Origin of the sequence: Dactylosporangium sucinum (assembly GCF_014647515.1) — a bacterium.
In the GTDB taxonomy this organism is placed as follows: domain Bacteria; phylum Actinomycetota; class Actinomycetes; order Mycobacteriales; family Micromonosporaceae; genus Dactylosporangium; species Dactylosporangium sucinum.
The window spans coordinates 802-18,543 of record NZ_BMPI01000106.1 but is presented as its reverse complement, the minus strand read 5'-3'; the positions used below and the strand labels follow the sequence as shown (position 1 = coordinate 18,543).

Genomic DNA, 17,742 nt, shown 5'->3' with positions numbered 1-17,742 from the left:
CGGCAACCCTGTTGCTGGTCGTCGAACCACGTCCGAGTTGCCGCGGAAGGACGGGCCGCTGGCCTCGGCTGAGAGGCCACTTCGGTCAGGTGCATTCGACATCTCAACCTCATTCCAAGCCCTGGACGCACCGAGGTCACGGTGCGCTCTCGTTCCCGATCGTCGGCGCTACGGGTTGGCGGCAGCGTTGCGTCAGGTAGCGCGCCGCTGCGGCTTAGTTGTGGAGGCGCCGGCCCGGCCGAGCACGGGGCCGCCAGTGAGGCCAGGGGACGTCCCTCTCGCCACGATGGAGTGCAGCCGGCCAGCGGCATGCCGGGCCGCACGCGCCTGATGGAGCCGCTGCTGGGCCTCACGAAGGTCCGCCAGGTTGTCGGCGAACTTGGCCAGCTGGGCCAACAGTTGCAGCGCCGCAGCGGTGTCACGGTCTCCGGTGAGCCGTCCCGTTGTGGCGACGATCCGGGCCAGGGCGCGAAGATCACTCGCCGACCGAGATTGCCGTACCACTCGTCTGTACGGTTCGCGAGCCGCACGGTCGAAGGCCTCGGCAGCGCCGCTCAGCGGTCCTCGATTGCGTCCTTCGAAGGCTCGGGCGGCCGACGTGAGGATGTCAGCCACCGGCTGGAACAGCGCCGGGGCGTCCTCGGCGGCCCTGCTACGAGTGAGTCGCTCTGCGGCGCGCTGAGTCGCCGCTGCGGCCCGGAGGAAGGCATCGGTCCGTCCGTCTGTGGACGGGTGAGTTCGTGCATCGTTCGGCCCGGTGCCGGAGTGCCACCGTCGCCGTAGCTGCGGAAGTGTCAGATCGGGCGCGAGACGCCCACCGCCGTACCAGACCGTGTCGCCGCGTGCTGTGCGGTGAGCAGCGAGCCCGACGGCGTACCCAGTGACCTCGCCCGGGCTAGCGGTGCTGCGGCGGAGCCGAACAAGCAGGCCGGCCGCGCGAAGGGCCGCGAAGAAGTCGGCCTCGTTGATGGCTGCCGCCGCACAGGCGCGTACGTCGCGCCGGAGTCGATCACGAGGGATCGCCGTAAGCCCTTGGCGCGCGGACTTGTTCTGCTCGGGCGGGCTAGGTCGGCGGTGGCTCGTGCGGTCGGCCGGGCCGACCGCGTACAGCCCGTAGCGCTGCTCAAGGTCGCGCGCCGCAGCCTGGGCCTTGAGGCGTTCGTTCCACGCCCAGACGGTGCGGCCGTCCTGCCGTACCAGTGTGGCGACGATGTGGATGTGGTCGTCCGCGTGGCGGATCGCGACCCACCGGACGGCGTCGGGATCATCGTGCGGCGCGATGCCGACGGCCGCCACCATCTCGCCGGCGATGTGTGCCCACTGGGCGTCGCTCAGCGTGCGGTCCGTCGCGTGGTTGCGGACCGAGCCGTGCCAGACCGAGTGTTGCGGCGGATTCCTGCCCGCCCGCACCGGTTGCTCGAGCAGCCTGGCCAGCGGCCGGACGTCGTGGCGGTTCGACGGCGTCGTTGCGGGCTGCAACGACGTGAGCTGCCCCGGTCCGGACCAGGCGGCCACCAGGCGAGGGTTGCGGTGCTCTTCGCGCTTCCCTGGTCCGAAGAGGTACCGGAGGAGGCCGGCGACGTTCGTGCCGCGCCGGTGGATCGCGGGTATCAGCGCAGCCGCCGGTCAACGTCGGCGACGAGGAGGTCGAGTTGCCCGAGCGACCGCTCGCACCGGGCGACGGCCAAGCCGAGCCAGACCGGGGCCTCGCCGGTGGCATTGAGCGCGGCGAGGGCCTGGTTGAGATTCGTTCCTGTGCGGATGATTGCTGTACGAGCCGCGAAGAGTTCCCGTTGGAGTTCGGCGAGCTCGTGCCGGGTTACAGCCGTGCCTGGCACTCGACCACCAGGCGGCGTCGTCCCGCGCGCGGCGGCCAACGCCGCAGTGGCGCAGAAGCCGGCCGGGGTCAATCCAGCCCGATCGGCGGCGCCAACGACGTCTCGGTGCTCTTCCTCGTCGAACCGAAGGTTGACGCGCCGCTGACGACCCGGAAATTGGTGCCTGCGGTCCGACCCTCGCGACAGGCGTATGTTCTTGCGGGCTTCCATATGGTCACCCCTCGCCGCATTGTTGCCTTGCCAATGCCGGGAATGTCGGTCGTGAAGGTTCCCGTGAGCGCTACGGGCCGATGTTCGTCTGTTGTCCTCGCTGACCCCGCTGGGTCAGCCCTTCGACCGGTTGCCGGAGATGCTGACCGCGCTCGGTCGGCACCTCCGGCAACCGGTGCTACAACTTGCTCCCCAGCGCCTCAGGTGATCGTTACGGACTCACGCTGCCTGCGAGCGGTTCGGCTGGAGCGACCGCGTGGTCGGCGCTCCCGGATGCGGTCATCGTCCGCAACGCGCGCTGGCTCGCGGGCTACCGCCACCCGCGCCACGACCTGCCAGCGGCGCAGGCCGCGCCGCGGCAATTGTTTGCCGAGCCGGCTGGGCTGCTGGCCGGCGATCCGATTGCGGTGCTGCCGGTGTCGTCGCACCTGATCTGGCGCCATGTCCTGGACACGGACCTGTCGGCGCGGTTGCACTCAGTCTCCGTCGTCACCACGGCAGCGAGGACTCTGGCGCGTTACTCACGGCCGAAGTCGGTCGGGACCTCAGCTGCCTTTGCCTTGAATGCCCTCATGAACCACTTATCGTCCAGAAGGCCATCCAGGCGGTCATGGATTCCGGACGGCCACGAATCGGGGGGTTCGCCGTTCAGACTGCGGCTCAGGGCGTCCTCCAGAAGGTCTGCCGGCTCGGCCAGCCCGAAGTAGCGCATGGCGTTGATCGCGCGTCTGACGCGGAACGGCTCGTTAACCTCCAGGGCGAAGCCCAGGCCCCCACCCATCGCAGAGTTGTAAACGCGCAGCAAGGACGCAAGGTGCTCAATGCCCGGTGGGGTGCCTTCAGGGACTTCACCGTCAGCGCCGTAGTCGGCGGCTTCGATCCAGATGGTGATGTCAGGGTCGTCCCACGCGCCGCCCCCGAGGGTGAGTACCTGCGACAGCGCGGCGATCGTGTCACGCGCCTCAGCGGCGTCCGTGTCGTTCGTCCAGCGCTGGTGCCACGGACCCTGAGGGCCGGCAACGAGGTGAAGGGCTTCAAGCGCGATACCCGCCAGCCGCGGCGCGGGCGCGGTCAGCCGGACATCGGAGGCAACATCGAACAGTCGTCCGCCGGGCAGGGACGCCGCAACGATTGCCGCGGCAGCCACGACTTCGTCCGGCAAGAATTCCCGCCAGAGCAGCTCCGGCTTCTCCTTCACTAACAGGAACATGTGCTCCAGCGCTGCCACCCGCCGCTCAGGAGACCGTTCAGCGAACCTTTCCAAGAAGTCGATGGCGCCATCGCTGGAGAACGTGCCAGTCCCGAACGTGCGCATGCTCGCTGCCTCCTCAGGCAAGCCTGCCATTGTACTGAAGCTACAAGATCATGCCGTCCGGCTGCGGGCCTCCCTCATCTTCCACTGAGTGAGTCTGGACAACGAGCTCGGCGGGTGTGCGGACTTGCATTGCGATCCGCTGGTTACCGTTCTGCGTCCCGGCGGCCCTCGGCCGGACACGACGTTCAAAGCGATCTGGGAATCCTGATCTTGGATCGGTCAGTCGCGGGCAGCGCGCTGCTGCTCGCGGCGGTTGAGGACGTATTGCACACTGCTTTTGGTCCATCGACCCTGGCCTGATGGCGTCGGGACGTCCTCGCTGTTCAGCTTTGCGGCTATCTGTGCGAGGGAGTGGCCGGCGTCGCGCAGCTCGGCGGCGCGCTCGGCAGAGTCTGGCAGCGGCGCCGGCGGTCGGCCTAAGCGGACGCCGCGCGCGCGGGCAGCAGCCATCCCTTCGGCGACCTCGGGTCGCGGCGTGCGGGACTCGGCCGGCGGCATATCCGCAGCGTACAGAAAAGCGCTCGAAGAGTGCCGACGGTCTAGCATTTTCTATACCATTTTCTATACGCTCGAAGCGAGCCTCGAACTGACACGAAGTCGAAGGGGCCGCGAGGTACCGCTTGAGCGAGAAGAGCGTCTCAATGACCAATGCGACCAACCAGGAAGACATCCCCACCCCGCCGTCGACCAGCAGTATCGTGCGCCTCGAACGTCTCCCGCACCCGAATCCGCACGCCTGCCGCTATTGCGCGACCAGCCGTGCGACGCTGCGCCTGACCTTGAGCAACGGCGAGCAGATCACCAGTTGCCGTCCCCACGCAGCTAACTACCGTACGAGCGACGCCAGCGAAACCACCGCCTGGCGGCCGCGGCGGCCGCTCGCCATGCCCCACGAGACGTCGAACGGCCTGCCGCTTCCCGCCGGCCCGGGCGCCATCGTGCCAGGCCAGCGGGTCGACTGCCTCCCCGGCTCTCTTCCCAGGCGCGACGGCGGACAGGGAGGTGGTGTCCTCGTCTCGCTCGGCCCGAAAACGTCCGTCGTCGACGTCCACGGCGCCGGCCGGCGGCGAATCCCCAATCACCTTCTGCACCCCGGGTGCGGTCCGACCGTCACGGCGTGGCGCCACAGCCGCGGCTACCGCACGACCTACCCGGAGCGCGATTGGCTACCAAGCTGGTCCTGGCTCGGATGGAACATCGCGCAGCACCAGGAGTACCTCGCCGGCCAGCGCAGCTTGCCCTTCCCGCCGACGGCGCCCGAGCGTCTGATCATCGTCGTGTGCGGCGCGCGCAAGGCCGACCAGATCGAAGCCCCGGCCGGCGAACTGTACGTCGGCACCTACCACAAGGCCGCCCGCCGCGCCGCCGAGGCAATCGCGAGACCCGGTACCAAGATCATGATCCAGTCCGCCTGGTACGGCCTGGTCGAACTCACCGACCAGCTGCTGCGCTACGACGCGCGCCTCGGGCAGCAGCACACCATCACGCGCGACGGGTTGTATGAGCAGGCTGAACAGCTAGGCCTGCTCGACACGCCGGACGTCGTTGTGCTCGCTCCGATCGCGTACGCCGATCTTGTACTGCACGTCTGGCCCGACGCGCGGAACCCGCTCGCCGGCAGCCGCGGCATCGGCGAGCAGATGGCCCGCCTCGCCGCCCTGGCCGATGGCCGGGCGACCATCGACGATCTCGTTTCCACGAAGCCGGCGGGCGACCAGCACGTGATCGGCATGGACGGCGGACGCGTGCATCTCGACGCCGCACGGTTCAAGGCGCCGTCCGTCCCAGCTCCGGCTTGTGGTGCCCGGAGGGGAACGCAGTCGTGGACCGCGTCCGACGCGCCGGTGAGCTGCGCTCGGTGTACCGCCATTCAGACGCGACGCCGAGATCTCCAGCGCTGGTGCGCGATGCTCGACCGGCTCGCCGCCCGCCCGCGGGCCGATCGCCCGGGCCACGGACGGCCGAACGTTTCGCGGGTCAACCACGGTACCCCCAGCGCATTACTCCTAGCGCTGCCGCCAACCCGAAGCATCCACGATGACGCGATGATCACCATCGACCCGGTGCATCGCGTGACCACTCGACGAGTCGGTCCCGGCACGGCGGTGGCACCCGCCGCCCGGGACCTCGATCGGACAGCGGAGGTCCGACCCATGATCGACCCTACGCCCAGCGTGTGTGCCCCGGTAGGGGCGGCGACATGAACGAGGTACTCGACGCCGGCGAAGATCTGGTGACCTGGGCGAACAGTCACCGGAACGTGCTGATCCTGGTTGGACTCGCGATCACGGTTCTGTTGCTGGTACTGACGGTGCGCCGTGCGATCAAGGGCGGCCGGCCCGACAGATGGCTGGCCCGGCTGTCGTTCCTCGTCGGGTTCGCGTGGTCCGGCGAGGCGATGTGGGAGGTCGCGACCCAGCGGCTCCACCTCTCGCACGTCTTCGCCGGTTTCGCGTTCTTCCTGTTCGAGTCGCAGATGGCCACGGCCATGATGCGCGCCGAGCGGCACCAGGCGCTCCACCACCACCCCGGCAAGCATGGCCGATCGGTCTGGCTGATCGCCACCATCGCCGGAGCCATCGCGGCCATGGCTGGCGACAGCCCGGTCGAGACGGTCCTGCGGCTTGTTGTGCCGCTGCTCGTCGCGCACCAGTGGTGGGTCGGTCTCACCGGCGACGGCACCGACCGGCCAGCCGATGCCATCACCTGGACCTGGACTCCGCGCCGGATCCTGGTGACGCTCGGCTTGGCCCGTGCCGGCGAGCACGACCTGACGACGGTCAACCGCGAGCGTCACGTCCGCGCGATCGCCGCGATTTCGTACCGCCTGCACTCGACGCCCTGGTCGTGGCGCCGGACGTGGTGCCACGCCCGTCTCCGCCGACTGGCGATGCACGCGGACGACGAGATGCTCGAGGATGCTCGCGCTCGCGTCGAGCGGGTCTGGCAGGCGGCAGCCCGGACCCGTCCGGCAGACGCCGAGGACCAGGCGCTCGCCGCCGAGGCACGGAAGGAAGCGGAAGCAGCGCGTATGGCGGAAGCGGAGGCAGTCTCGTGGGCACAAGCCGCCAGCGAGCACGCGGAAGCGGAAGCCAGTCGACGTGTCGTCCTGGAAGCGGAAGTGGAGGTACATCGGGGGCAGGCGGAAGCGGAAGCAGCCGGCCGTGCGAAGGCAGCGGCGGAAGCGGAAGCCGCCTGGGCGGAGGCTCGCGAGGCGGAACTTCGGGCTTCGAGGCTGCAGGGTCATGCCGAGGCGGCGGAAGCGGATGCACAACGTCGGGCGGAAGCGGCCGAGGCCGCGGTCGCGCAGGCAGTGCAGGCCCGCGACGAGGAACAACGGCGGCGGCACGAGGCCGAGGCGACGGCAACTGCCACCGACAAGGCGATGACCCGAGAGGCCCGGCGTCGGCAGGCGGCCGAGGCTGACGGCCGTCGGAGGGCGGAGGCGTACACGGCGCTGGAAGCGGAGGCAGCGTCGTTGCGCGAGCAGTTGTCGGAGTCGCAGTCGCGCGGCTCCCGGCGGGTTCGTCAGAGAACGTCGTCGCCGCGTGAGCAACTGACCCTCGACGGCGTGCCCATCCCCGATGTGACGGGCGTGGGACCGGCGACGGTCCTTGAGGTACTGCGGGCTCGCCAGGCACACCCGGACGACACCCAGAAGCAGCTCGCCGAACGGGTGCAGGTCAGCGATCGCATCGTCCGGCTGGTGCTGGCCGCGGTCGAACGCTCCGCGCTACCGGCCGGCGTTTGACGTTCCGCCGCGCCAGTTAGCAGGCGTTCGTCGAGAACGGCCCCGGCGGTGTGGAACCGCTGGGGCCGTTCTCCCGTCGCTACTGGTAGCGGTGACGCCAATCTCGAACTGGCACCGTCGCCGCCGGGACGGCTACCAGCGGGGGAGAGCAATGATGATCAGGAGGTCGACGGAGGCTGCGCTGTGTGGCTACGAGGTCGGACCAATCGCCGTCCGGGCATGTCCATGATCACGCAGGTTCACCCGCGCGGCACGCTCGTCACCGCTGCGCTCCGCCGGGTGTTCGCGTCGGGCCCGTCGCAGCCGCTGCCGCGGATCGTCGCGGCGTGGGATGGCATCGCAGGCAGGCTGACCGGCGGATTCGACATGGGCCGCCAGCTGGCGGCGCTGCTCGCGGAGCCATTGACCAGCAGCCCGGAACGGCCGACTCGGCCGGTCTGGCGATGCACCATCGAACTGGATCCGACCGAGCGTCGCCTGACCGCCTTGGAGTGGTCGGCGGCCGTGCGTGACGTACTCGCCGAGTCCGGCATCGCGCCATACGGTGATCGCCAGGCCGTTCGCTGGGTCGCCGTCGGACACGGCGACAGCCGGGTCCACATCGTCGCGACGCTCGTACGCCAGGACGGCCGGATCGAGCCGGCGCGAGACGACCGCAATCGGTGCGCTGCAGCGACCCGCGACCTGGAGCGGCGGCTCGGCCTGCAGCCCCTTCGCGGAGGGGGCGGGCCGACGGCGGACCAGGTCATGCGTTGCGCGCCGGCCTCCGGCCCGCTATCGAGTTCGATTCGAGACGACCTTTGCCATCAGGTCCGTGCCGCTGCCATCACCGCGGTCGACGAGGGTGACTTCTTCGTTCGGCTACGAGCGGCCGGACTCGCGGTCCGCCGGCGTCGGGATCTGGCTGGCAGCGCCACCGGATACGCCGTCAGCCGTCCGGTCGACACCGACGGCGACCAACCCCGCTGGTTCGGCGGTGCCCAGCTCGCCGCCGACCTCAGCCTGCCGTACCTGCGCCGCCGCTGGGCCGGAACCGGGCCAGCCGATCGCACCGCTCCGATGTCGCGAAAAGAACGTCAGCGCCTCTGGCAGGAAGCGATCGAGGCCGTACGCTCGGCATCCGCCGCACTCACCGACCAGGCCGGGCCGCTCGTGGCCGACCGAGCTCGCGACGCAGTGGATCTCCTGACCGTGGCCGCCATGGCGCTGCCAGCCCAGCAGGCTGCACGAGCGTCCGCCGCGGCCGAACTGTTGCATCGAGCCGTCGGCCGCCGCAGCCGGTTCGACGCACCCACCGGTCCGGCGACCCGCATACGTTCGCTCGCCCGACTGATCGGGCGTACCGGCGAAGACCGAGACGACACGGGACCGCTGCGTCTCGTTCAGTTCTTCACTGGGTTCGCTCATGATCTCGGCATCTTTCACCGCGCTCAGCACCAGCGCAGACAAGCCGCGGCGGCCTTCACCGCGGCCCGCTACCTGCACGAAGCATGCGATCTTGACGGCTGGCCGGCGCGATCTCTGGCGGCGCCGAGCTGCGCACACGGAGGCGTGCCGACGCTGCCGTAGCGGTGCCGGAACCCCCGAACGATCAGCGTCAGCGGCATGGAAGCCGAGCATCACGACCCCTGGAGCGAGGGCACTCAGCGGGCGATGGAGCGGCTGATGGCCCTCGGTGTGCTCGTCGAGGCCGGGAGCCGTGTCGCCGCCGAGCATGCCCGTTCCAAAGCTAATCGGGCCGAGCAGGACCTGCGGGACCGCACCCGCGACGACCTGCAAGCCAGGCAGGCCGAGCGGCTCGCAGTGGCAGAACAGGCGCGGCGGGCTCAGGCATGGTTCCGGTTCGCTGCCGACGGCGACCGACTGCGCAGATATCTCGCCGACATGCCGGTCCAGGAGGTGGCCCGGCATTGGGGCGAGGCCGTCCGACACGCTGACCACAACGCCACCGCGGCGACCGTGTTGGCCGCGGCCGAGGACGAACTGGGCCGGCGGGCTCCGTCGCTCGTCGACTTCTACCAGCGGGAACGTGACCGCGGCGTGTCCCGGCCGGAAGCGATGGCCAATGCCGCACGGTACGTCTGGTCCGGCGGTGGGCCGGCGCGCAGTCACGGCGGACGGCCTGCCACCGGCGGCGCGCTGACCCGGATCGGCGCCGACCTCGAGCAGGAGATCGCCCGGCTGGCCGGAACGCTCGATGCCGTCGGCCGTGCGCGGCTGCTCCGCAACCTGGAGGACGACGGCTGGTCGACGCAATCCCTGACCCACATCGAGACACTGCTGGGCCGCGCCGACTCCCAACGGCAGGCATCAGCCGAGACCGGCAAACGCGCCGAGGACCAGCAGGGCAGCGAGAACCCGGCGCAGCTGGCGGCCCAGTCCTTCCCAGTACCGGCGCAGCGCGCACTCACCGCACACCCGACTGCCACCAGGGCAGCTGGTCCGGTCGCGCACTCCGCGCCGAGGAGGACCCGATGACCGGCGATCTCCGCCCCGACGAGCTCCCCAGCGTGGTCGCCGCACTCCAGACGCAGGTCGCCGAACTCACGCAGCGCCTCGACGACCAGGCGCCGACCGTCCTGACCCAGCAGGCCGGGACGCTCAAGTTCCCCACGGTTGAGGCCTGGGTACACGGCATGTTCCTGCCGATGTTCGGCTGGCGGGTCGACGGGCAGCGCTGGCACTGGTGCCCGCAGTGGTGGCGCCACGCGGAGGCGATCTGGCGCCTGGAGACGCTGTGGCGCTCCTGGGAAGCTGCCCGCCTCATCGCCACCGGCATGTCGAACTGGTCGGTCGAGCTCGACCGGCAGCTGCGTGAACTGCTCGGCGAAGACGGACCGTTCCGGCAATGCCGCGCGGCCGAGGACGACCGCGACGCCCGCCACGCAGAGCTGCCGCCGGCGGCGGCCGAGCCGGCACCAGAGGGCTGGTGGGACTGATGGTCCGAGTTATCTCGTACGGCGGGGGAGTCCAGTCGACAGCGCTCCTGGTCCTCGCCGCGGAGCAGCGCATCAACTTCGGGATCTTTCTGTTCGCGAACACCGGCGACGACTCGGAAGACCCCGCCACGCTGGACTACCTGCACCGCTACGCACAGCCGTACGCCGCCGAGCACGGCATCGAGCTGCACGAGCTGCACCGCACGCGCCGGGACGGCAGCGTCGAGACGCTGTTCGGGCGGCTCACGAGGGAAGGGTCGCGGAGCCTGCCGATCCCGGTCCGCATGTCCAACGGCGCCCCGGGCACCCGCAGCTGCACCGCCGACTTCAAGATCAAGGTGGTCGGCCGGTGGCTCAAAGAGCACGGCGCGCGCCCCGAAACCCCTGCCACCGTTGGCATCGGGATCAGCCTCGACGAGATCGAGCGCGTCAACCGCCGCCGGGCGATGCCATACGAGATCCCGGTGTACCCGCTGCTCGACCTAGGACCCGCCAATGCGGCGGCACGACTGCGAGCGGGTGATCGCCGCCGCCGGCCTGCCCGTACCGCCCAAGTCTGCCTGCTGGTTCTGCCCCTTGAAACCGGCGCAACGGTGGGCGGAGATGCGCCGCGACCGCGGCAGGCTGTTCCGCGAGGCGTGCGCCCTGGAGAACCTGCTCAACGCTCGCCGACGCAGCCTGGGCCGAGATCCGGTCTGGCTCACCAGGTTCAACATGCCGCTCGACCATGCGGTCCAGGTCGCGCAGGGCATGCTGCCGGGCTTCGGCGATGACGACGGCACCTGCGACAACGGTGCCTGCTTCACATGAGCCGGGCGTTGTCCACAGGTTCCGACCGGCCGTCGACAACGGCCGACCAGCACAGACAGGCTGCCTCCATGAAGTACGTCACCGCCGTACAACAGTCGACGGACTTCCTGCGTCAGCCCGGCCTCGACGATCTGGCCGACCGGGTCGCCATCGAGCTGCTCCTGCGCGCCTGGCCACGTTTCGCCACAACCGATCCAGGCTGGGACCTCACCGCCATCGACCTCCTCTCGGTCCGTGACACGCTCTACCCTGACCGGCTGCCCGTCGTACTCACCATCGACGGGGCGATACCCGACGCCGCCCGCCCCGCCGTCCGGCAACTGGTGCTCGAGCTGGCCGAGCGGTACGAGCGCGCCGCTCGAGCGGAACACGTCGACCACACCCGCAGGCTTCAGTACGCCGCAGCCGCGCGGGATGTCCTGCGTGCCGCCGGAGCCATTCCATGACGTTCGGGCACTGGCTGCAGGAGACGCACAACCAGCTCCGCGCCGCCACGGGCGCCACACGCCTGTACCCGGAGGTGAGCCTCGGCGACGCGGCAGCGCTCCAGCTCGCCCGGAGTCGGTTGTACAACGGACTCGCCCGCCTCACGGAGCTCCTCACAGCACGCCGACCGTCCCGCGTCGACATCGACCGGCTGCGCGCCGACCTTGTCCTGGACGGCCGGGGGCGACCGACGTCGAAGTTCTGCCTGGCCCTGCACGTCGCCGCCACAGTCGAGCCCCACGGCCTGGTCGCTGCCGACGGCGTGTCGGCCGATCAGCTCGCCCGACGCGCAGAACTGTCCGTCGAGGCGGCCTCCGCTGCCGTGCGACATCTCATGGCCGCCGCCGATGCCGTGGAAACGGCAGGAGACATTCTGGCCAGCCACGTACCGTCGCGGGAGCGCGCGGCCACCCCTGAGGGCAGGGCCATCCGCTCCCGCGCCGGGGTACCCGCCGCTCTGGCCGATGTCGGCCGGCTCGCACTCGACCTTCTGAACTTCGACGCCCGGTTGCCGGTCTGGCTCAGGCGGCGCCCTGTCTCCGACGCCGAGAGCCTCGCGCCGTACAAGCCGGTCATAGATGCCGCGAGGTGGGCACGCGGATGCGGTCTCCGGTCGATCGCCGATGAACTGATTAGTGCATCAGTCAGCGAACCGAATATGCTTCGCCTGCTCGACATCGCTCCGGCAGGCGGCCGCCCCCTGCTGTCCGAAGACTCGGCCCACGCCGCCATCCGCGCGTTCACCAGCTGTCGCGACTGGATCTATCGCAACCCGGGCCAGGTCCGCGCCGCCCACCTGGCCGCGGGCACTCGGCTCGGCCTGGCCATTGCCGTGCTAGCCGGCGAACCCGACCTCGCCCGCCACGCATGGCGACGCGTAGCCATGCACGCCGCACGGCTGCACAGCTCCCCTCCTTGGGGCGACGCGATCGCCATCGTCGGCGAACTGAACGACCTGACTCGGTGGGTACGCGCGAACGCCGCACCAGACGTCGAACTTCGTCACCTCGCAGCCGACCTACCAACGCTCGCCGGCGTCCTCCGTGCCGGTGCCCTACGGGCCGTCGAGCGTGGTGAGTTCTTCGTGGCAGAGACGCCGAGACTGACCAGGCCCGCCCGAGGGATCCTGTACGCGACGACGACCTGGCGCATCGCCCACGTCGACGACACTTCAGTCCGCCAGGTGCAGCGCATGCTGCACCGCGTCAGTTCGGCAACGCCTACGGCTCCGATCGACACCCTCCCTGGGCGCACCGTGCCGCGGCTCGCCGAATCCTCATTCTCGACGGCACCGCCCACGACGGCGGCAGGATGTCAGCAGACCAACAGCAGTGCGCATCAGTCGGCACCCAATGGACGACGAGCACGAGGCAAGTGAGCCACGGAACTCGCTGATGAACCTCAAGGTGACGAATGTCGGCGCTGGTCAGCCACCTCGGGCGGCTGGGCCGCGCGACGTTGTTATTGGCGGTTTGATCCGACTCCTGCATCAGGTCTGCGAGGCATCGCCGAAGAGTCGGGCCGACGTGGCCGACGATCTGCGGCACACGGATCTGTCGATGGGCGGATGTGTGCTCGCCCAACCGGACCTGTCATTCCGGATAGGGTGTTGCTTCGATAACAAGGCGTGCTCCTGTTCACCCGATTGGGCGACGGGATTATGGTCAGGACCAACTGGATGAGTCACTTGCCTAGCGACTAGAAACTGTCAACGACTCCGAGTAGCGGTGCAGGTGGTGCTTGCAAGCTAGTGACAGTGGCGCTTCGGCGGCCGAGCTCGTGATGACGGTGATGCCGACCGACGATGCTGGCGCCCGTACAGCTGCGAAGTACGAGTGGCAGGCGCTCATGGCGGCTGCCGATGGCCTCCGCATGTACCTGGACGCTCTCGACACCGACGGCAACCTGGTCCAGACCGAGGTGTGCCGGGTGCTCTGCGAGCGCCACGAGGACTGGGTTGCGCTGCGTAACGGCGACGCGGAGCTTGTGTCGGCTAAGGATTTCGGCCTTAGTTTCGGCGCCTATACCACGCTCAATTCGCTCGCAGATGATGGCGGGGTCGCTCACCTGTTCAATCGCTGGCTGGCGATGCAGGAGAAGGCAAGCTGCCGACTGGTCACCACTGTGGGTCTTGAGGGGCCTCCACAGAAGCTTGTCGCGCTTGCCGAAGCGCTGCGTGACCGCCGCCTGGCCGGCCGGGAGCTGGTTTCCGACGAAGAGCACGACGGTCTCCTCAACGACTTCGGCAAGGCGCTGTTGAAGTACTGTGGCGGCCTGCCGGATCGATGGAAACCTCCGGAAGGCGCACCGCTGGAGGTGATTCCGACTGCCGAGCACCGGCGCCAGATGGCGCGTTTTCTGTCCGTCTTCTCGTTCCAGTCGAGAGTGCCGGAGGACTACGTTGGCCATGCCGCGCCGTCAATGTACGTGCAGCCCGTGCTCGACCGACTCCGGAGCCCCGTGGCTGCAGGCTCGGTGTGGGAGGCCGTCGCCTCGCTGTTCCGGGCTCGCATGCGGGCCGCAGGACCTATCTCGACAGGTGGGCTCCCCAAGGTTCTCGCTTTTCCGCTGGGCGCGTCGACGCCAACCCCGGTTGAACTGGAAGGCAGCTTAGCCAGCCGGATCGTCACGCTTCAGGACATCGACCTCGCCATTCGCACAGCGATCGCGTATCCCGCAGGCTTCGCGCAGCTCCCGCGGCTGGTGCGTACCAGCCGGTTGGCCGTCAAGATGGAGACGGGCGGCTGCTCCGACAACGCCGTCGAACGGGCCGAACAGTTGCGTACCGACTACCAGGACCTTTGGCGCCAGCGCCTGGCTGCTGATCCGGTAGCACGCATTCACCAGAGCCGGCTCCACCGGATGCTGTTGAAGATCAGTGATACGGCGACCTTTCGGGTCCGGAGGCAGACCACTCGGTGGGGTGCGGATCTTTGGCGGCAGTTGGAGACAGAACTGGAGCAGCACGAGGGCGCTCTGCCGGATGACATGGACATCGACCTCGCGCTCGGCGGCTTGTGCGAGCTGTCCAATCGTTGCCAGGTGTGGTTCAGCGACAGCTTCGACGTCGATCAGGAGCTTGCCCGCCGACGTGGCAGTGTGGGAGGCGAGGATTCATGACGACGGCGCTTGAGGTCGCCGAGCTGGCGCTGCTGCGCGAGGACCTCGCCTACCACCAAGCGCGCGTGCTGCTGCTGGTGGCCGCCACCGCCGCGGAACGTGAACACAACCGCAAGCTTGACGGTCTCACGAAACTTGCCAAGTTGGACTTCCTGTTGCGCTACCCAGCACTGGCCAGCGTGGTGCTGGATCCTCTCGATCGGCACGATCCCCGGCTGCACCTCTCCGACGAGGACATGCTCGACCCCACCGCTGTAGAAGCTCCGATGACGCGGTACAAGTACGGTCCTTGGGATGATCGGTACTACGCCATTATTGGCGCTCTCGTCGGGCGAGGGCTTCTGCGATACGTGCGGGGCCGTCAAGGCAGCGTTGCGCTCGCGCCCACCGTCGCCGGCCGGAAGGTGGCGGCAGAGATGGCTGGCAGCGCGGAATGGTCAGAGATCGCGGACCGCAGCCAAGCCATCGCTCAAGCATCAGGCGGATTGACGGGCAACGCGCTGAAGGAGCTGATCTACCAGAGATTGGCTGACCTCATGGACCGACCCCACCGGCAGGTGATTCGTTGACCACGGCGTTCCGGCTCAACTCCGTCGTCCTTGACACCGTCGAAGGGCCGGTCAGGTACGCATTCCCCGCGGACCTGACCATCCTGGCCGGGCCGACCGGTGTCGGAAAGACCACCCTGCTGGAGGCGATCAAGTACGGATTCGGTGGAGACGGGATGCTGGCGCCCGTGGTCGCGGAGAGCGTCAACGACATCAGCATCGATGTGTCGATCGGCGACGCCCGCTACCTCTTGGTGCGCAGCGTCGACCCAGGCAAGCACCGCAACGTGCGGGTTACTGACTTGAGGACCCAGGAGCGGTTACCTGACCACAGCACCGAACTCGACCAATCACCGAACCTGAGCAGCCTGCTGATGAGCGAGCTCGGCTTCGCCGGCGACATGCGCGCCGCCGCCCGGACCGGCACCAGCACGAACGCTGGCACCCGGATCACCTTTGCCGACATCTTTTCCTTCCTCTATGTTCCCCAGTCGGACATGAACCGCGACATCGCACGGAGCCAGGAGCAGTACCTCGGGGCCAAGCGCAAGGCGGTCTTCGAGTTGCTGTTCGGCCTCACCGACGAGCACATTCTGGCTCTGCGCTCGCGCGCAAACAAATTGAACGGAGCCGTGGACGACGCTGCGAGAGAAACGCGGACGATCCGGCACTTCCTACGCACCACAGACACCACGAGCAAGGAAGAAGCGCTGAGTGCGGTCGGTGACGCTGCCAATGAGCAGACATCCGCCGAGGCGGCGCTGCGGGTGCTTCGCGAGCAGATCAATCCGGTTGCGGACCGCCAGACCCAAGTACTACGTGATTTGCTGACCGACGCGGAACGCCGATTGGCGGAGGCCAAGGCCACCGTCACATCGCTGATACGGCAGAGCAAGCAGCTCGCTGGCGAGAAACGCCGCGTCGAGGGAGACATCGCCCGGCTCCAGCGCATGCGTGACGCCGGCGACCGGATCGCCAGCATCGAGTTCGTGACCTGTCCCCGGTGTATGCAGTCTCTGACGGACCGGGCGATACCGGCTGGGGCCTGCCGTGTGTGCCTGCAAGACGATCCTGTCCCTGGAAATCCGGACATCGATCAGTATGAACAACGGCAGCTCGCCGAGCAGTTGCGAGAGATGGACGACCAGCTCGCAGCCATCGCAGAACAACTCGTGGCGACCGACGATGCCGTCGCCGACCGTGAGGCGTTGATCAAGGAGCTCACGGTAGAGATCGACCGTCGAACCTCAGAGCGAGTGACTCCGCGCCTGCAGGCATTCACGGATGCGTCCACCCGACTCGCGCGAGCTCAGGCCCGCCAGCGCGAGCTCGAAGGTGTCCTTCGCCAGTGGGACCGTGTCGATGATCTTGTTCAGGCCGAGGAAAAGCTGCGCAAAGAGCGAGACGGGGTCCGAGCCGAACTTGGCCGCCGCGAGGCGGCCATCGATGCACGGCGAAGCGATATCCTTGGTGAACTCAACGCCGAGTTCAATCGCGCGGTGCGTAGTGTCGGCATTCCGAGCATCGAGACGGCTCACATTCATCCGACGAGCTTTTTGCCGATTCTCAATGGTGAGTTGTTCAATAGGGTGAGCAGGGGCGGGGGCATCATCACCGCCACGCAGATCGCATACTGGACTTCGATCCTGTATGTCGTCGTCAGTCGCGGCGATACTTACTACCCATCGTTTCTTCTTGTCGATAGCCCTCGAATGGCCCTGAACTCTGCCTCTGACATTTCAGCCGCCCTCTACCGTCGCCTGCGGGATCTCGCCGGCGCGCGGCCTGGCAAGTTGCAACTGATCGTCGCGGACAACGAACTGCCCGACGCGGTCCAGCGAGACTTCGCCGAACTGGACTTCGATTATGATCATCCGACGATTGCAACCATCGACCATCCAGGACCAAACGCCGTGGAAACCCTCGACGAAAGCGCCGAACGGTAGGCCAGAGCGTATGACGGGCCGACCGAAGAGTGCCGCGATTACGAGGCGAGGCACGGTACTGCTGGGGGTGTCCTCGCGGAGCAGGTCGATGGGCGCGCTGGCGCTTGCGCCGTCGCGGTGGGGCGCAGCGATGATGGATCCGCCGCTGCCGGACTCGGCTACGGCGGCGACGAGGTCGTACTGCACCCGGCCGAACGGCTGAGCTGACTACCGGGTGCTTCCTCCGTGGGGCGGCGTGGCATCACGGTGTGTTCAGAAGGTCAACTAGATTGCGCATCGGTGACCCAGTGGGCCGGTCGGTCATCGGGGCCGACGGGATTGGCGCGGGCTCCGACTCGCCGGACGGAGACCGACGCGTACATGCAGTGTCGGTTGGAATTGGGCCGAGTTTGTCGGCAGCAGAGGAGGCATTCGCGGCGCACTTGAGGAGTGGGCGAAGTGCCGCGGAGCGGCGGTCGATCTCCTCGAGGAGGGTGAACGAGCGCTTGGCCCGATTGCTGGCGTCGCCGGTCGCCGAGGAACGCAGCTTGTCGGCGTCAGCGCGCTGAGTCGTGGTGAACGCGTCGATGGCGTCGAGGGCTGTGGTGTCCCCTCGCGTGACCGCGGTGGTGGTCAGCAAGCGGACACCCTGGAGGGTCTCGTTGTCCATATCGTCGAGAAGCTTGCCGAAACCGCTCGGGTCCTTGACGGCCCGGGCCTCGTCGAGCCGCGTGCGGGCGAACTCGAGGTACAGCTGGCCGCGGCTGATGTCCGAGCCGGCCAGCGCGAGCTGGGCCTTT

General features: G+C 68.4%; 15 protein-coding genes and 1 pseudogene. 11 read left to right on the top strand and 5 right to left on the bottom strand.

Going from position 1 to position 17,742, the window contains the following annotated elements; translation table 11 throughout:
* Positions 1-192: 192 nt before the first annotated feature.
* The 4 genes from IEZ31_RS52405 to IEZ31_RS52390 form a co-directional block, all read right to left on the bottom strand.
* Entirely contained in the window at positions 193-1,515 is a 1,323-nt protein-coding gene (locus tag IEZ31_RS52405) for a relaxase/mobilization nuclease domain-containing protein (RefSeq protein WP_190257675.1), read from the bottom strand.
* Positions 1,516-1,610: 95 nt separating this feature from the next.
* Entirely contained in the window at positions 1,611-2,048 is a 438-nt protein-coding gene (locus IEZ31_RS52400) for a hypothetical protein (RefSeq protein ID WP_190257674.1), read from the bottom strand.
* Between the two features lie 517 nt (positions 2,049-2,565).
* Complete coding sequence (locus tag IEZ31_RS52395) at positions 2,566-3,363, bottom strand: DUF4259 domain-containing protein (RefSeq protein WP_190257673.1); 798 nt, start codon at positions 3,361-3,363, stop codon at positions 2,566-2,568.
* A 219-nt stretch (positions 3,364-3,582) separates the two neighbouring features.
* Positions 3,583-3,861 (bottom strand): recombinase family protein, encoded by a 279-nt coding sequence (locus tag IEZ31_RS52390; protein ID WP_190257672.1) that lies wholly within the window; start codon positions 3,859-3,861, stop codon positions 3,583-3,585.
* A gap of 143 nt (positions 3,862-4,004) precedes the next feature.
* On the opposite strand from IEZ31_RS52390, the gene IEZ31_RS52385 reads away from it, so the two are divergent.
* The 11 genes from IEZ31_RS52385 to IEZ31_RS52335 all read left to right on the top strand — a co-directional run bounded on the left by IEZ31_RS52385 (position 4,005) and on the right by IEZ31_RS52335 (position 16,963).
* Complete coding sequence (locus tag IEZ31_RS52385; RefSeq protein WP_190257671.1) at positions 4,005-5,567, top strand: DUF6884 domain-containing protein; 1,563 nt, start codon at positions 4,005-4,007, stop codon at positions 5,565-5,567.
* A complete protein-coding gene (locus tag IEZ31_RS52380) occupies positions 5,564-7,114 on the top strand; it encodes a hypothetical protein (RefSeq protein WP_190257670.1) in 1,551 nt (516 codons plus the stop codon). The genes IEZ31_RS52385 and IEZ31_RS52380 overlap by 4 nt, the downstream gene beginning before the upstream one ends.
* Before the next feature lie 219 nt (positions 7,115-7,333).
* Positions 7,334-8,683: a hypothetical protein gene (locus IEZ31_RS52375; RefSeq protein WP_190257669.1), complete on the top strand. Its 1,350-nt coding sequence runs from the start codon at positions 7,334-7,336 to the stop codon at positions 8,681-8,683.
* A 108-nt stretch (positions 8,684-8,791) separates the two neighbouring features.
* Complete coding sequence (locus IEZ31_RS52370) at positions 8,792-9,592, top strand: hypothetical protein (protein WP_190257668.1); 801 nt, start codon at positions 8,792-8,794, stop codon at positions 9,590-9,592.
* Positions 9,589-10,053 (top strand): DUF4913 domain-containing protein, encoded by a 465-nt coding sequence (locus tag IEZ31_RS52365; RefSeq protein WP_190257667.1) that lies wholly within the window; start codon positions 9,589-9,591, stop codon positions 10,051-10,053. The genes IEZ31_RS52370 and IEZ31_RS52365 overlap by 4 nt, the downstream gene beginning before the upstream one ends.
* The gene (locus IEZ31_RS52360; protein ID WP_229837176.1) at positions 10,044-10,826 is read left to right on the top strand and encodes an adenine nucleotide alpha hydrolase family protein; all 783 of its coding nucleotides are present in this window, start codon (positions 10,044-10,046) and stop codon (positions 10,824-10,826) included. Before IEZ31_RS52365 ends, IEZ31_RS52360 begins: the two co-directional genes overlap by 10 nt.
* A gap of 105 nt (positions 10,827-10,931) precedes the next feature.
* Positions 10,932-11,309, top strand: a complete 378-nt coding sequence (locus IEZ31_RS52355; RefSeq protein ID WP_190257666.1) for a hypothetical protein — start codon at positions 10,932-10,934, stop codon at positions 11,307-11,309.
* Complete coding sequence (locus IEZ31_RS52350) at positions 11,306-12,727, top strand: hypothetical protein (RefSeq protein ID WP_190257665.1); 1,422 nt, start codon at positions 11,306-11,308, stop codon at positions 12,725-12,727. The genes IEZ31_RS52355 and IEZ31_RS52350 overlap by 4 nt, the downstream gene beginning before the upstream one ends.
* A gap of 404 nt (positions 12,728-13,131) precedes the next feature.
* Complete coding sequence (locus IEZ31_RS52345) at positions 13,132-14,469, top strand: hypothetical protein (RefSeq protein WP_190257664.1); 1,338 nt, start codon at positions 13,132-13,134, stop codon at positions 14,467-14,469.
* The gene (locus IEZ31_RS57910) at positions 14,466-15,038 is read left to right on the top strand and encodes a hypothetical protein (protein ID WP_229837175.1); all 573 of its coding nucleotides are present in this window, start codon (positions 14,466-14,468) and stop codon (positions 15,036-15,038) included. Before IEZ31_RS52345 ends, IEZ31_RS57910 begins: the two co-directional genes overlap by 4 nt.
* Positions 15,035-16,963, top strand: coding sequence for an AAA family ATPase (locus IEZ31_RS52335; RefSeq protein WP_190257663.1), 1,929 nt, complete (start codon positions 15,035-15,037; stop codon positions 16,961-16,963). Before IEZ31_RS57910 ends, IEZ31_RS52335 begins: the two co-directional genes overlap by 4 nt.
* A 241-nt stretch (positions 16,964-17,204) precedes the next feature.
* On the opposite strand, the pseudogene IEZ31_RS57905 reads toward IEZ31_RS52335, so the two are convergent.
* Positions 17,205-17,742 (bottom strand): annotated as a pseudogene (locus IEZ31_RS57905) (DUF5667 domain-containing protein); the annotation flags it as partial.